The sequence below is a fragment of the Pseudofulvibacter geojedonensis genome (genome assembly GCF_042675745.1).
GTDB lineage: Bacteria > Bacteroidota > Bacteroidia > Flavobacteriales > Flavobacteriaceae > Pseudofulvibacter > Pseudofulvibacter geojedonensis.
This window is the reverse complement of record NZ_JBHTJM010000009.1, coordinates 333,858-350,357: the sequence shown is the minus strand read 5'-3', so window position 1 is coordinate 350,357 and position 16,500 is coordinate 333,858. Positions and strand designations below refer to the sequence as shown.

The following is a 16,500-nucleotide window of genomic DNA, read 5'->3' as shown; positions in this document are numbered from 1 at the left end:
TAGATTTTATATATTTGTAAGTGGTTTATAATTAAGGGGTTAATAAATGAACCAAATGAGCATCTCTTTATGAGGTGCTTTTTTCTTTTTGTAAAGGTTTTTAATTTAAAAAATAATGTCAACACTAGCTCTAAAATTTCTACCAGGAGCACTGATGCCTGAAGCAAATTCTTTATAATGTGTGTCAAGTATATTGTCAATAGCTAACTGTAAACGAAACGAATTGTTAAATTGATAACTAGCTGAAGCATTAAAAGTTTGCCAAGATGGTAAACCTATATAAAATTCATCGCCTTCAACAGAGTCATCTGGATCTATTAGTGGTGTTTGTGTTAAGTTATCTTCACCTCCAGGGCTAAAATCACTAGCATCTTTTTTACTACTATAAGTCCAATTAAACCCTGAAATAAATTTTTTATTTCTATACTCTAAATCAACGCTCCCAAAGAAAGGAAGTATTGAAGGTAAGTTCACGTTAGTGTCATTAGTTTCTCCTTTGGTAAAGGTGATGTTGCTTAAAGTGTAGAAATTTTTTAATGGATTAAATCGTAAGTCTAGACTACCGCCAATAATATAGGCTGTCTTACCATTGGTGTTGGCTATTGTAGGTGTTTCTTCACCATCATAAATAACTGTGTTTTCATTAAATGTAGTGGTGTCATTTTCTACAATATAATTGGTTCTAGAAATATAGTTATTAAGCAAAGTGTAAAAGCCGTTCAATTCAATAATATTTTGCTTATTTTTTAGCTGTTGTGTGAATCCAATTTCACCATTATAAGCAAATTCAGGTTTTAAGTTAATATTGGGTACTGTTAGTAGGCCATTTTTTTCTCTAACTTTTCCTATGTCGTCTATATTAGGGGATCTAAATCCAGAAGAAATTACAGCGTTAAATCGAGTTAGATCTGAGGGTTTATAAGTTAAACCTAAATTAGCAGTAAACGAAGAGTTATCTAATTCTATTTTACTTACGGGCAGACTAATGTATGTTTGATCTATAAAGTTTGCTTTTAGTTTAGTATAAGTAAAACGACCACCAGTATTTAGAGTCATTTTTGTATTAATATCCTGTCTGTAGTTTGCATATGCAGCAGATGTGGTATAAGTGCTTCCTCCGTCTGGATACCTAGATTGTACAACAGTAGAACCGCTAAAGCCTATAATGTTATTAGACTGAACATTTAAAATCTTTCCGTAAGCTATAGAATTTACATCGTTATGTGTGAATTCTAATCCGTAATACAAGTCTCTGTTTTTGGTTAATCGTACTTTAAAATCAGTATTAATACTAAAAACATCAACATTTTCTTTTTGATAAGTTCTTTCGAAACTGTTGTACTTTCTTTTAACTCTAGATTCTTTAACATTTTGATAAGCTAGTGTTATTTGTCCGGAATTTAGCCATTTAAAATTAGGTTCAAACTGATATTGTGGAGAAAACAAAAGTCTTTTTTGAGGACCATAAAACCATTCGGCAAATTTAAGAGTTTCGCCTTTTAATTCAGTAAGCTTATCAAACCTGGGAATATTTGAAGACTCAGAAAACTGAAAATTGAAAATTAGATTACTGCTTTCGCTAGTTTTTACATTCAGTTTTTGTAATAAGTCTAATTGTTGATATCCGGTATTTTTTTGAACATGTGGTTTTTGATTAATTATGGGGTTATTATTATAGCTGTTTTCATCGTTATCGGAATATGTAGTGACTAATCCCCAATTATCATAACCATGTTGCCTGTTTTTTCCCATTCGTAAATCTCCAAAGTCAGAGATAGAAAAGCTGGTAAATGATGCCCATTTTTTTAAACTAATTTCTGCTCCAAAATTTTGAGTTATTTCGTTATTAGCCGAAGAAAATCTTGAAGAACTATTACCATTGATGATTTTTTCATTATTGAATTTAGGTGTTTTAGAGTAAAAATGAACAACTCCACCTAAAGCATCACTACCGTAAATAACAGACGATGGGCCAAAAACAACTTCAGTTCTTTCTAAAGCAAATGGATTTACGGTTATAGCATTTTGTAGATGACCAGATCGATAAATAGCATTATTCATTCTAACATTATCCATTACCAATAAAACTCTGTTAGCCTCGAATCCCCTTATTACAGGACTCCCTCCTCCTCCTTGAGATTTTTGTACTCTAATACCTGGTGTTGCTGCTAGTAAATCTGCACTAGTTTGTGGTGCTAGTAATTCAATGTCTTTTTTGGTAATTACAGCAATTTTTTCTGCCACTCGATTTCTTTTCACGCTTGTTTTAGAAACTGAAAGAGTAATTTCTGATAACTCATCTGACTTGTTGGTTAAATAGATTACATTATCTATTTTATTTTTCTTTATCTTAAAGTTTTCATAGCTAATATGAGAAAAGATAAGAATATCTTCTGCTGTAAATTCAGAAAGGTCAACAACTCCATTTTTATTAGAGATTTGATTTTTAGTTTTAGAAGAAGTATAAACAGCTACATTAGCAATAGCTTCATTTGTTAAATTGTCTTTTATGCTAATTTTTTGACCAAATGTAGATAAAGAAATTACAAAGCAAACAGCTAAGCTAATTATGGATTTTTTAGTTGAATACATTATGCAATATAGCTAACGATTTAGGTTGTTTAAAACTGCCCAAATTTACACTAAAATAGTGTAATATTTCTTGTAATATATCTTGTCTTAACTGGGCAGTCATTTTAATACTAGAAAGAGTATCAAAATTTATGCCTAATAGTTCTTTTAGAGTGTTAATTTTAGCATAATTAGCATCATGAAGAAAGAAATGCTGATCTATGTTTTTTATGTTAGGATAAAGTCCTAGATGTTGAGATAGTTTTAAAAGAAATAAAATATGAAAGTTAGCATTGAATTCATTTAGGTCGTACCACAATAAAGAAGTTTCTAAAAAATTGTATAGGTTGGAATTTTCTTCTTCTTCTTTTAAAACAGATTGTAGCACTTCTGCAAGGAATAAAGCTACACTACTTTTATAAACATTAGTATGTAAACTAGTATAGGTATGTAGTAGTCTAACATCGTTTATTTTATGTATACTTTGATTTTTTTTATGTGTAGCTTTTAATTCTAATTGAGAAAGAGCAAGGAAATAGGCTGGGTTAATCTTTCCTTTTTTCTTTCTTAGAATATGATGTAAAATATATGATTGAAGGCCGTATTCTTTCGTATAGCAGTTTACAATTAAAGAATGTTCTTGGTATTTTATTTTACCTAAAACAATACCAGTTGTATTGACAAGCATTATTTTATAATCATTACTTTTTCTAAAGTAGTATTAGAGGTGTCTAAATCAGTAATCATAATAACATATACTCCTGAAGCTACTATAGAATTGTTAAAGTTTTTTCCGTTCCAAATTGCAAAGCCACCTTCACTAATAGAAACATTGCCAGATTTGGTAGAAGTGTTAGCTTCTGCTACTAGATTTCCAGAAATATCAGTGATTTTTAAGTTTATGTTTTCTGTTAAGCCTTCTATCTTTATTCCTTTACTTATATCTGTTGCATTATAACCCAAAAGACTCCTAACATGGTTTGGTCTAACAGGGTTAGGATAAATAACTACATTATCTAAATCACTAGCGGGTTCTTTGCTTAATCCTTTAAAAGCTACCAATCCTTTAGGTGTAGATAAATACACTTTTCCAGAAGTTTTATCTATAGACATGTCTGTAATATTATTAGTTGGTAAGGGAGAATTGTCTTTGGTAAAATGATAAATAGTTTCCTGACCATCTGACGATACATAAAAAACCCCAGCATCGAATGTAGCTATCCATTTATTATTAGATCCGTCAGTTTCAATATCTGTAATGTATTGCCCAAACATTAATTCTTTTGGAATACCATCATCTAAAATAATAATTTGTTGAGCTTGAGGATTGGCTGTATTAAAAAAGTTAGCAGTATTGTAAAGAACTCTTAAACCTTGAAGAGTACCTATCCATAAATTATTGTCTTTATCTATAGATAAAGCAGTTACTTTGTCTGAAGGTAAGTTTCCTGTAGATAAATTAACGTTTTTAGCAGTTCCACTTCCAAAATCATCATTAAAACCAATAACTCCTTTTTCGTGAGTTGCAATCCATTTAGTGTTATTTTGGTCAATAACTAAATCTGCGAAACCGTCATTGTCGTTTTGGGGTGTTGAAGAACTTACAACAGGTGATAAATTGTATGCAGTCCAAGAATTATTAGGTACATCATACACTTTTAAGGGTTGGAAAGTAAGGTTGTTTGTCATCCAAAGTTTTCCATCTGTATCAAAAGCAGATCTACCTACTCTTATGTCTGCATAATTACAGCCAAAAACTTCACATAAACTTTTCAATCCACTATTAGAGTTGTCATATAAGATAGTTGGTGTATTATTGTTGATTTCTAATAAACCTGAATAAAAAGAACTTAAAAAGACTTGATTTTTATTGAAAGGATTGATAGCAATGTCAACTATAGATCTAGTTTCAAAAATATCGGCGTAAGGAGTATTTACCCAGTTGTCATTTATTAAATGACTAATCCCTTTTTGATCTAAAGGGTAAGGGTTAAAGCTTAAATTGTGATCGCCATATACAACCCAAACTTCGTTGTTTGCAGCTTGAACTGCAAATTGATTGTTTTCTAAAGGACCATTTGGTTGGATAATAGTGTTTAAATTTCCATTGTTAAGAGTAATATCTAAAACGCCATGAAATTGAGTTCCAATGTATATATTATTATCTTTTATAGTTGCGCAAGTATAATTAGATCCATGCTCTGGTAAAAATGCAATGGTGTTAACTAAGGATGCAGAATTATTATAAACATATACGTTTATATTAGAAGTAACTAACATATTGTTATTACTTACTCTATGGTCTAGAATTGCATTAGGATAGCTTATTAAGGTGTTATTGTTGGTAATGTCATAAAGGTCATTAGTACTAGTTATTCCATAAAGAGTGCTGTCTAGATTAACAATGCTCTCCCAATTATTTGTAGGTAGACCAGTTACATTAGTCCATAAATTAAAATCTATGATGTTAGAATTGGCATAAAGAGCTCTTTTAATTCCGTTAGATGCTGTAGCGGCATATATGTAATCGTTTAAAATAGTAGTTTGATTAACTACAATTTGTTCTCCAGAATTACCAATATAATAAGTATCTCCAAATTCTAAATTAGAGAGATCGTATACACTAATACCAAAATCACATGACAAGTAAACTAAGCCATTGTTTTCATAAATATGATTTATTTTTTTCATATCTGGAGGGATATTGGTTTTGTTAAGAATGTCTACCACAGTAGTAACTTCATTTTCTTCAGAAACAATTTCTAATAAACCATTATCGTAACCAACTACAGAGCTTTTATAAGTTTCGCTATAATAAAATGAAGAAATAGATTCGCCAGATAAGCCATTTATAGTGCTGGTAGTAATTGTGTTTTGGTTGCTAATATTGTAATTAAATATAGCATTTTCAGCAGATGCAATAATTCCATTTTCAGTAATTCCAACACCACTAATGTTTAAGTAAGCAAAATGCCCATCCCATTGACCAGAATAGTCTTGACTAAAATTAAATAAGAAACTTAAACTTAGTAGGAAAAATAATATTTTTTGTTGCATTTTTTTAGCTTTTAAAAAGAACTATTAGTTCAAATATATTTATTTTAACGACAATATAGTCTTTTTATTGATTGAGATATTAAATTAAAAAAGTCTGTTAGACTGTTGCTAAGCCATGTTTTCGTCATAGTCTGGATATAGAAAATGATTGTAAGGAAAACGCGTAATATGTATACGTCTTACTTCATCATAAACCCGTTTTTTGAAATCTTCTATGTTTTCTTTGTTAATAGCAGAAATAAAAAGAGCATTATTGCCAATCTGATTCATCCAAGTTTGTTTCCATTCATCTAGTGTATAATGAGCTTTCGTTTTTTCTGTAACTAAGTCGTCTTCATCAATACTTAAATGCTGGTAAGAATCAATTTTATTAAAAACCATAATAGTTGGTTTATCAGCACTTTTTATTTCACCAAGTATCTTGTTTACTGATGCAATATGGTCTTCAAAAGTAGGGTGAGAAATGTCTACAACATGTAAAAGTAAATCAGCTTCTCTAACTTCATCTAAGGTACTTTTAAACGAGTCTACTAACTGAGTAGGTAATTTCCTGATAAATCCAACTGTATCACTCAATAAAAAAGGTAAGTTTTTAATAACAACTTTTCTAACAGTAGTGTCTAAGGTTGCAAACAATTTATTTTCGGCAAAAACATCAGATTTAGATATAACATTCATTAGAGTAGACTTTCCAACATTCGTATATCCTACTAACGCTACTCTAACCATTTTTCCTCTGTTACTTCTTTGTACGGCCATTTGTTTATCTATGGCAGCAATTTTCTTTTTAAGTAATGAGATTTTGTCTCGTACAATACGTCTATCGGTTTCTATTTCTGTTTCACCAGGACCACGCATTCCAATACCTCCTCTTTGCCTCTCTAAGTGAGTCCACATTCCAGTTAATCTAGGTAATAGATATTGATACTGGGCTAATTCAACTTGAGTTCTAGCATAAGATGTTTGAGCACGTTGAGCAAAAATATCTAGTATTAGGTTAGTTCTGTCTAGTATTTTACACTCTAAGGTTCTTTCAATGTTTTTTTGTTGAGAAGGAGTTAATTCGTCGTCAAAAATCGCTGTTCCTACATTATTGGCTTCAATAAATTGTCTAACCTCTTCCATTTTACCAGTACCGATAAAAGTTTTAGAGTTAGGCATATCCATTTTTTGAGTAAAGCGTTTAATAACTTCTCCTCCAGCTGTATATGTTAAAAACTCAAGCTCGTCTAAATACTCTTTAGATTTTACTTCGTTCTGGTCTTTGGTAATAATACCAATTAATACGGTTTTTTCGTATTGAATTTCTTTTTTCTCAAGCATAAATTAAGTTCAATGCTGCAAAATTACATATAAGATTCTACATTTGTTACAAAGATATAAGGTTTTAAAGAACCTATTTTACTGTTTTCATGATGAATAAACATACAATTGCATTTTACAATTTAGAAAACTTATTTGATGTTAAAGATGATCCGTATACCTTAGATGATGATTTTTTACCTTGGGGTAAGAAGTTTTGGACCAAAAAAAGATATCGAAAAAAAATATCAAAATTAGCTAATACTATAAAAAGTATAGGAGATGAAAATTCAGGAAACCCTCCTATATTGGTAGGAGTGGCAGAGGTTGAGAACGCAAAAGTTTTAGAAGATTTAATCGAAAGTCAACCATTACAAGCTTGTAAATATAATTATGTTCATTACGATTCTCCAGACGAACGAGGTATCGATGTAGCTTTGTTGGTAAATGAAGAAGTTTTTAAAATTGAAGAAACAAATGCAATACCTATTAATATTGTAGAAGAGAATGGAATTAAAGATTATACTAGAGACGCTTTGTATGTAAATGGATATATAGGTAATGAAAAAGTACATGTGTTAGTAATGCATTGGCCCTCTAGAAGAGATGGGGTAGAATTAACATCTCATAAACGAATTCAAGCAGCGCAGCAAATCAACTTGTTTATTAAAAATAACATCGATATTGGATTAAAAGATAAGATTGTGTTAATGGGAGACTTTAACGATAATCCAACCGATGAAAGTTTGAAAAAATATTTGGTTACAGAAGAGTTTTTTAATCCGTTTTTGTCTATAGTAAGACCTAACAAAGGAAGTTTAAATTATAGAGGTGAGTGGTTTTTATTTGATCAGATAATAATTTCTCATAATTTTTTTAGGCCCAATAATAATATGCTAAAATTTGACAAAGCAGGCATATTTAACGATTTATCCTTAAAAGAATGGAAAGGAAAACACAAAGGAAAACCGTTTAGAACATTCAAAGGAAAAAAATATATGGGTGGGGTAAGTGATCACTTTCCTGTTTATATATGTATTACGTCGACGTAATAGGGTAATTTGTCTATGAAACTACTTTTTTAACTTTTTTTTTAGATTAAATTACTAACAAATGTTAGTGAGCTTGCGTTTTTTTGTTAATTTAGCTCAGTTTATAACCCATAATTGTAAAAACATGAAAAAAATTATGTTATTTTTCACGTTTCTTGGTATGTGCCTATTGGCAAATGCTCAAGCCACGTGTACTCAAACTTTTACAGTTTCCGGTCAAGATGATGGCCCTACTGTATTAACAATTAATGCAACAGACCTTACTTGTAATGGAGCTGGTGCTATTACCGGATTACAATTAGTAAATGCAGCAGGAACTTTTACTAATGGTAACTGTTCTACAACAAGTGGCGGATGGTATAGCTTTAATCTTTCAGTAGATGGAGCTCCATCAAATCAAGTGTGTGCTGCCGAAATCAACGGTACAGATATTACGGGATTTACTTCTTTAACTATTACATCTCAAGATAATGATGCTTTTTCAGATGGCATCACATTGACAATAGATGTAGAAGTAACATTTACTCCTACAGTTCCACCTAACTGTGATTCTATTTTAACAACTCCAGCTAATGGTGATACTGCAGCTTCAGTAGACGGTGTTTTGGTATGGAATGCAGCATCAGGAGGCCCAACAGGGTATAACCTAACTGTTGGAACTACACCTGGAGGGAACGATGTGTTAAATACAACAGATGTAGGTAATACAACTACTTACAATTTAGGAGTTCTAACTCCAACAACTCAATATTATGTAACAATTGTGCCTTACAATGCGCTAGGGAGCGCTACAGGTTGTACAGAACAAACTTTCACCACTTATACGCCAATTCCTGGAGATGTTTGCGGAATAGCAATACCGATAGCATGTGGTGGTTCAGAAACAGGTTCAACAGCAGCGGCAACAACTAATGGTGCACAGAATATCAATTGTGGAACCAATGATACAAACGCACCTGGGGTTTGGTATAATTTTACAGGAACAGGAGATGTAGTTTTAGCATCTTTATGTGCTTCAGGTTATGATACAAAAATTCAAGTATATGAAGGAGATTGCTCTACATTAACATGTGTAGGAGGTAATGATGATTCATGTGGGTTACAGTCAGAATTACAGTTTATTTCTACAGCTGGTACAGAATACTATATCTATGTATTTGGTTTTGGAACCAATACAGGAAATTATCAATTAGATCTTACTTGTACACCAGCACCACCAATACCATCTAATGATGATTGTGGTGCAGCTATTAACTTGCCAGTAAGTAACAGTTTTAATTGTACAGTGCCAGTTGCTGGAACAGTTTATGGAGCTTCTGCTTCTGCAGAGGTTAATCCATCTTGTACTTTTGGTCAAGAGATAGACGATGTATGGTATACATTTACAGCTGCCAATGATGAGCATGTAATTAACTTTCAAAATGTTTTAGGAGATGATGAAATAAACTTCTCTGTGTATGAAGGTTCATGTGGAACACTTACAGAAGTTTTCTGTAGTTTAAATAACAATAGCGACTTAGTACCTAACTTAACTGTAGGGAATGTTTATTATGTAAGAGTTTATTCTACATCAACACAAATTTTAAGTAATACAACTTTTCAAATTTGTGTATTAACGCCAACACCACCAATTACTACAGATAATACAACTCATACAGTAAATCAATTAATTGAAGATGTTTTAGTTGATGGAGATTGTGTTACGATTTCTAATATAACTTCTGGAGATCATTCGGCAGGATCTGCAGATACAGGAATAGGATATTTTACAGATGGAGGATCAGGTTTCCCTTTTGAAGCGGGAATTGTATTGTCGTCTGGAGCAGCAATAAATGCTGCAGGGCCATTTGATGGTACTGGACCAGCTGGAGCCTTTGGTGGAGCTGGAGATGCAGATTTAGAAAATGTAGCTGGGTTAACCCCAGGGCAAACAAATGATGCTGCGTTTATTCAATTTGATTTTGTACCGAATACTGCTAGTATGTCATTTAACTTCCTAATGGCTTCGTCAGAATATAACGGACCTGGAGGTAGTTTTCAATGTACTTACTCAGATTCATTTGCGTTTATCTTAACCAGGCCTGACGGTACTGTAGAAAACTTAGCAGTTTTACCAACCTCAGACAATCCAAATACATCTATTACAGTTACAAATATTCACCCAGAAGTAGAAGGAAACTGTGCGGCTGTAAATGAGCAATATTTTGGAGGTTATACAATTACAGGTGCTGAGATAGAATATGATGGAAGAACAATACCTTTAACGGCTTCAGCTACAGTTATTCCGGGTGAAACATATACTATTAAAATGGTAATTGCGGACGAAGGTGATTCTACTGTAGATACTGCGGTATTTTTAGAGGCTGGTAGTTTTAGTGCGAATGTTGATATTGATTTAAATGTGAATGTTGGAGCTAACGGAGAAGTTGTTGTTTGTCCAGGAGATACCATTAATGAAGTATTGACAGCAGATGGAAACTTTAATGGTAGCGAAACTTACGAATGGCAGTTCAACGGAACGGTAATTGATGGTGAAACAACAAATACATATACAGCTACTCAATTAGGAGAATATACAGTAAGTGTAGATCAAAACGGATGTGGTGCGACAGATAGTGTGACTTTTGTTGAAGCAGATTTAAGTTTGCCTAATATTCAAGATATGGTGCAAACAGATGATGATTTTGATGGATTTATGCAATTTAATATAGATGTTAATACACCATTATTCTTAGGAATCAACCCTAATTATGTTGTAACTTACCATGTGTCACAAGCAGATGCAGAGAGTAACGTAAATCCATTAATAAGTCCTTATACTAATATATCTAATCCTCAAAATATTTATGTCAGAGTCGAAGATTCAGTATCAGGATGTATAACTTATACAAGTTTTGCTTTAATTGTGATAGTAGAAGCAGATTGTTTAGTGGTAGATGCAGGACCAGATCAAAATATTGATTGTTCTACAGATTCTTGCGTAGACTTAACAGTAACTTATACATCTGCAGGTGAGTCTACTTCATCTTATGATGTTGTAGCTATAGATCCTACTTCTCCTTTCCCTTATACTGGTTTGGCTAACCCTATAAGTGTAGGAACAGACGATGTTTGGTCAGATCCAGCAATAACAATTCCATTTACTTTTTCTTTCTTTGAAAACACATATGATGAATTACTTGTAGGTTCTAATGGAGTTATAACTTTTGATACTGCAGTAGGAACCCATATTAATGGAGATGGAGTCTCAGATTTTAATGATAATTGTGAATGGAATATAGATGCAGCAGCAACTATACCAGCTGCAACATTCCCTTATGACCCGGCTACTTTCGATCCAGATTTCGACACACCAATTTTAAATGCTATTTTCGGAGTATTCCATGATATCGATCCTAGTGATGGAGGAGAAATAGCTTGGCAATTAATAGGAAATGCTCCTTGTAGAGCAATGGTAATTAGCTTTAATACAGTTGCACAATTTGGATCAAGTTGTCCAGAAGCAACGACTTCTCAAATTGTATTATGGGAAACTACCAATATTATAGATATTTATGTTCCTACTAAACCTTTATGTACAGATTGGAATGATGGTCTAGCAACTTTAGGAGTTCAAAATGGAGACGGTACAGTTGGATTTACTCCACCAAATAGAAATACAGGTGCTTGGGCTGCTACTAATGAAGCTTGGAGATTTACACCAAATGGTGGAAGTACTGGTGGTGGAGCTAATAACAACACTATTGTTACTTGGTACGAAGGAGGAACACCAATTGGTAATACAGATACTGTTACAGTTTGCCCATCAGTAACTACAACATATGTAGCAGAAGTAACATATTTAAATACTGACGGAACTACGACATCAATTAATGATACTGTAGTAGTAAATGTAGATCCTTTCGTTCCTACTGTAGATTTAGGAAATGACGTTTCTTTATGTAATGCAACAGATTATACAATTACTTCTAATACTAATGGAACAAGCGCTTTAACTTACGAGTGGCAATTAAATGGAGTTACAATAGCGGGAGAAACGAATGATTCAATTACAGTATCAGAATCAGGAGATTATACTTTAATTGTAACAGATGAATCAGGATGTTCTGCACAAGATGAAGTTAACATTACTTTAATTGAAGAAGTTACTGCAGACTTAGGGGCAGATTTTGATATCTGTTCTGGAACAACCCAAGTGTTAACTGTTACTACTAATGCTGGGCCAGGAGCTACTTACGAGTGGACTCAAGACGGTGTAGTAATGGCGGGAGAAATTACAGATAACATTTTAGTTAATACAGCTGGAACTTATGAAGTAACAATTACAGTTGGTGCATGTACAGGAACAGATAGCGTTGTAGTTACAGAATCTGCTTCGATGACAATGGATTTAGGAAATGACATTACTGTTTGTGAAGGTTCTACAGTAACTTTAACAGCTAACTCTAACATAGGTTCTGCAGGTATTGCTTATACTTGGTATCAAGATGGAGGTGAGATTGTTGGTGAAAACGGACAAACAATAACAGTTGTTGCTGCTGGTACTTACGAGGTGAGCGGAGTTTCTGGTTCATGTTCTGCAACAGATACAGTAAATGTTTCTTTTGTGCCACCATCTTTTACTGCAACAATACCAGATGTAGAAATTTGCCAAGGAGAAACAACAGTTTTAGACGCTACTCCTACAGGTAATACAGGTGCTGCAACTTATGTATGGCAACAAGATGGTACTGTGTTAGCAGGAGAAACAAATGCAACACTTACAGTTGGTACTCCTGGAGTTTATACAGTTACTATTACGGCAGATTTATGTGATTTAGTATTAAATATCAACATTACAGAAAAGTTAGATTGTGTTATTCCAAATGGTTTTAGCCCAAACAATGATGGAACAAATGACACCTTAGATTTATCATTCTTGTCTAACTATGTTATAGAAACTTTTAAAGTATATAACCGTTACGGAAGTTTAGTATACGAGTTTAACAACTACACAAATGAGTTTGGTGGGGTAGCTAACAAGGGAATCATGAACGGAGGAGATTTACCTACAGGTACGTATTACTTTGTTGCAGATTTAGGAACTACACATCCAGATTATGGAGATCAAATCATTCAGTGGGTATATATTAACAGAGAACAGTAATACTAGATATTAATACTATAAAGATTAAAAAATGAAAAAATTAATAATATTAGTAGTTTTAGTATTTAGCATGCTAGAATTACACGCACAACAAGATCCTCAGTACACACAGTACATGTATAACCAGGCGATAATTAACCCTGCTTATGCTGGATCTAAAGAAAGCTTGTCATTGGTTGCACTATATCGCAACCAATGGACAGGATTAGAGGGAGCACCTAAGACCATTACTTTTTCAGGTCACTCACCAGTAGGAAAGAATGTTGGTTTAGGGTTGTCTATTATTTCAGATCAACATGGTCCTGTAAAAGAGCATAATATTTATGCAGATTTCTCATATACTTTACAGTTAGGAGGAGAGAATAAATTAGCATTTGGAGCTAAGGCCGGAGCCACAATTCACGATAGAAATTTATTTTCAGATGTTACTACTTTGCAGCCAGATGATCCATTATTTGATAATGATGTAAGCAGTGTTACACCAAACGTTGGTTTAGGAGCTTTTGTTTACGGAGAGAAGTACTATGTAGGTTTATCTATGCCTAATATATTAAACAGTGTGCATTTAGATGCAGATGGAGTAAAATATGGTACAGAACAGCAACATTACTTCTTAACGGGAGGATATGTGTTCCAGATATCTCCTAATACTAAATTTAAGCCGTCTACAATGATAAAAACATCTTTTGATGCTCCATTATCTTTTGACGTAAATACCAACTTTTTGTTCTATGATCGTTTCGAGTTAGGAGCTTCTTACAGACACGAAGATGCAGTAAGTGGATTAATCGGTTTTGCTTTTACTCCAAACATTCGTATGGGGTATGCTTATGATCATATATTAAGTGATATTAGAGCAGCAGCAACTTCATCACATGAGGTGTTTTTACAGTTCGATTTGAACTTCCCGAAGAAGGTTTCACGTTCACCTAGATTTTTCTAATATAAACAAGCAACAAAATGAAAAGACATATATATACAGGCTTACTACTATTAGGAATGTTTAGTGTAAGCGCACAGAATAAACACACAGCTAAAGCAGATAAATTATTTGATGATTTAAAATATGTAGCTGCTATTGGAGAGTATTTAGAGGTTATTGAGGATGGTAATGGAGATGACTATGTAACTGCTCGTTTAGCAGATACTTATTACAATGTATTCAATACAAGAAAGGCAGAAGAGTATTTAGCTAAAGTTGTAGCTACTACAGAAGATGCTGAGTATTATTTTAAGTATGCTCAAATGTTAAAAGCAAATGGCAAATATGATGAGGCTAACACTTGGATGGATAAGTTCTCTGCTAAAATGCCAAATGATGCTAGAGCTATAGCACATAAGAATAATCCAGGAATGGTAGCTAATTTGTTAGCTGATACTCCTAAGTTTAAAGTAAATCCAGTAGAAGGATTTAATACTGAATTTTCAGAGTTCGGACCAGTATTATTTAAAGGTCAAGTGTATTACGCATCTGCAAGAAGCGGAAAAGGGCGTAATTATGGATGGACAAAAGAGCCGTATTTAGATATTTATGTATCTGATTACGATGCAGCAACAGGAGGATTAACAGATGAATCTGTTTTAGGTTCTAAGGTTAATACTAAGTTTAACGAAGGAACAGTAAGTTTTAGTCCAGATGGAACAACTATGTATTTCTCTGGAGAAAGTTTAGATAGAAAAGCAGGTTTATTCGGAAAGAAGTTTAAGAAAGATACTGAAGGAAAAAGTACTATTAATATCTACTCTGCAACTAAAGAAGGAGATGAGTGGGGTAATGTAACTACGTTACCATTTAACAACGAAAATTCTAATGCTTCAGGGCCAGCTGTAAGTGCAGATGGTAAACGTTTATACTTTTCTTCTGATATGGAAGGAACTATTGGTAAAGCAGATTTATGGTATGTAACTATTAATGAAGATGGATCTTACGGAGAGCCTGTTAACTTAGGAAAGAAGATCAATACAGAAGGGTCAGAAATGTTTCCATATATCAGTAGCAAGAATGTAATGTATTTTGCATCTAATGGTCATCCTGGTTTAGGAATGATGGATATTTTTGCTTCTCAAATGAATGGAGACGATTTTGGTTCTGTAAGAAATGTTGGAGCTCCAATTAACTCTGGTAACGATGATTTTAGTTATACTGTAGACGAAGATTCTCAAAAAGGATTTTTTGCTTCTAACAGAGAAGGAGGTTCTGGTAGCGACGATATTTATTCGTTCGAGCAGATAGTTCCTATTTGCGATGTAGATTTATCTGTACAAATTGTAGATGCTAAAACAAACGCTATATTACCTAATACATCTGTTGTAATTTACGATGAGAATAGCAATAAAGTAGCAGATAAGATGTCTGATGAAAACGGATTTGTACGTTTTAAGTACGAGTGTAATCAAGCATTTAAAGTAGAGGCTAACAGAGAGATGTATTCTATAAATAGTATAGATATTGCTAAGACAGATGAGCCAGATGTAATGGAAACATTACCATTAACCCCAATTATTGTAGAAGACAGAGTAGTTTTAAATCCTATTTTCTTTGAGTTAGATAAGCATAACATAACTGCACAAGGAGCAGCAGAGCTAGATAAGCTAGTAGAGGTAATGAACAAATACCCTGTTATGATTATTCAAGCAACTTCTCATACAGATAGTAGAGGTAAAGATGCTTATAACATGGCATTATCTGACAGAAGAGCAAAATCTACAGCTCAGTATGTAATATCTAAAGGTATAGATGCTAGTAGAATTTCTGGTCAAGGAAAGGGAGAAACAGAATTGATTAATAAATGTTCTAACGGAGTGAAGTGTACAGAAGAAGAGCACCAAGCTAACAGACGTTCAGAGTTTATTATCACAAATCCAGACGAAACTTTTAAGAAGAATTAATATCATTTAAAAGTTAAGTGTAATCATAAAAAAAACCACGCTGAAAAGCGTGGTTTTTTGTTTTTTATATAAAGGTAAAGGTATTGAGGTTTTTGAGAATCCAAGTGTATATAGCCTTCCTAACTAAAAATAGTGATTTTAAAATTTACCAATTTTAAGTGAATGTAAAAGTTGTCTTTTCTAGTTAATTTAGTTGTTGTTAATAAATGTTTACTCAAACAAACATATAATATACTCATTCAAATTACCGTTACACTCATTAGTAGTGATAATTAGAATACAATGTATCTAGTTTTGTTTGTAACTTTAAAGCCAATATTTAATATGAAAAGATTACTTAAACTCATTTTACTGCTTACTTGCATTAGTGTATTATTTGTTAATTGTAATGAGGATGACTCTTTAGCTACAAAAGGCTAAGGAACAGCAAAAAGTTCTTATAAGCTAAGCAGAATTACTAGTTCCGATTTTCAGGAAAATACA

At 32.8% G+C, this 16,500-nt stretch carries 8 protein-coding genes; 4 read left to right on the top strand and 4 right to left on the bottom strand.

Translation table 11 applies throughout. The features are described 5' to 3' along the window. Positions 1-105: 105 nt before the first annotated feature. The 4 genes from ACFQ1O_RS11175 to hflX form a co-directional block, all read right to left on the bottom strand. Positions 106-2,592 (bottom strand): TonB-dependent receptor plug domain-containing protein, encoded by a 2,487-nt coding sequence (locus tag ACFQ1O_RS11175; RefSeq protein WP_377716104.1) that lies wholly within the window; start codon positions 2,590-2,592, stop codon positions 106-108. Then, positions 2,579-3,259: a DNA repair protein RecO gene (gene recO / locus ACFQ1O_RS11170; RefSeq protein WP_377716103.1), complete on the bottom strand. Its 681-nt coding sequence runs from the start codon at positions 3,257-3,259 to the stop codon at positions 2,579-2,581. Before recO ends, ACFQ1O_RS11175 begins: the two co-directional genes overlap by 14 nt. Further along, entirely contained in the window at positions 3,259-5,628 is a 2,370-nt protein-coding gene (gene porZ, locus ACFQ1O_RS11165; protein ID WP_377716102.1) for a type IX secretion system anionic LPS delivery protein PorZ, read from the bottom strand. Before porZ ends, recO begins: the two co-directional genes overlap by 1 nt. Positions 5,629-5,736: 108 nt before the next feature. Then, positions 5,737-6,951 carry a GTPase HflX gene (hflX, locus tag ACFQ1O_RS11160; protein ID WP_377716101.1) on the bottom strand — a complete coding sequence of 405 codons (1,215 nt, stop codon included), beginning with the start codon at positions 6,949-6,951 and terminating at the stop codon, positions 5,737-5,739. An 89-nt stretch (positions 6,952-7,040) separates the two neighbouring features. Between hflX and ACFQ1O_RS11155 the strand changes: the two genes are divergently transcribed. From ACFQ1O_RS11155 to ACFQ1O_RS11140, 4 genes are all read left to right on the top strand, one after another. Further along, entirely contained in the window at positions 7,041-7,982 is a 942-nt protein-coding gene (locus ACFQ1O_RS11155; RefSeq protein WP_377716100.1) for an endonuclease/exonuclease/phosphatase family protein, read from the top strand. A gap of 124 nt (positions 7,983-8,106) precedes the next feature. After that, entirely contained in the window at positions 8,107-13,128 is a 5,022-nt protein-coding gene (locus tag ACFQ1O_RS11150) for a choice-of-anchor L domain-containing protein (RefSeq protein WP_377716099.1), read from the top strand. Between the two features lie 31 nt (positions 13,129-13,159). Beyond that, positions 13,160-14,071 carry a PorP/SprF family type IX secretion system membrane protein gene (locus ACFQ1O_RS11145; protein WP_377716098.1) on the top strand — a complete coding sequence of 304 codons (912 nt, stop codon included), beginning with the start codon at positions 13,160-13,162 and terminating at the stop codon, positions 14,069-14,071. A gap of 17 nt (positions 14,072-14,088) precedes the next feature. Beyond that, positions 14,089-16,017 (top strand): OmpA family protein, encoded by a 1,929-nt coding sequence (locus ACFQ1O_RS11140; RefSeq protein WP_377716097.1) that lies wholly within the window; start codon positions 14,089-14,091, stop codon positions 16,015-16,017. The last annotated feature ends 483 nt before the right edge of the window (positions 16,018-16,500 follow it).

What these genes read in the sequence shown, in the direction of transcription:
- ACFQ1O_RS11150 (WP_377716099.1), top strand. Translation starts at nt 8,107, where the DNA reads ATGAAAAAAATTATGTTATTTTTCACGTTTCTTGGTATGTGCCTATTG.
- ACFQ1O_RS11145 (WP_377716098.1), top strand. Translation starts at nt 13,160, where the DNA reads ATGAAAAAATTAATAATATTAGTAGTTTTAGTATTTAGCATGCTAGAA.
- recO (WP_377716103.1), bottom strand. Translation starts at nt 3,259, where the DNA reads ATGCTTGTCAATACAACTGGTATTGTTTTAGGTAAAATAAAATACCAA.
- ACFQ1O_RS11155 (WP_377716100.1), top strand. Translation starts at nt 7,041, where the DNA reads ATGATGAATAAACATACAATTGCATTTTACAATTTAGAAAACTTATTT.
- hflX (WP_377716101.1), bottom strand. Translation starts at nt 6,951, where the DNA reads ATGCTTGAGAAAAAAGAAATTCAATACGAAAAAACCGTATTAATTGGT.
- ACFQ1O_RS11175 (WP_377716104.1), bottom strand. Translation starts at nt 2,592, where the DNA reads ATGTATTCAACTAAAAAATCCATAATTAGCTTAGCTGTTTGCTTTGTA.
- porZ (WP_377716102.1), bottom strand. Translation starts at nt 5,628, where the DNA reads ATGCAACAAAAAATATTATTTTTCCTACTAAGTTTAAGTTTCTTATTT.
- ACFQ1O_RS11140 (WP_377716097.1), top strand. Translation starts at nt 14,089, where the DNA reads ATGAAAAGACATATATATACAGGCTTACTACTATTAGGAATGTTTAGT.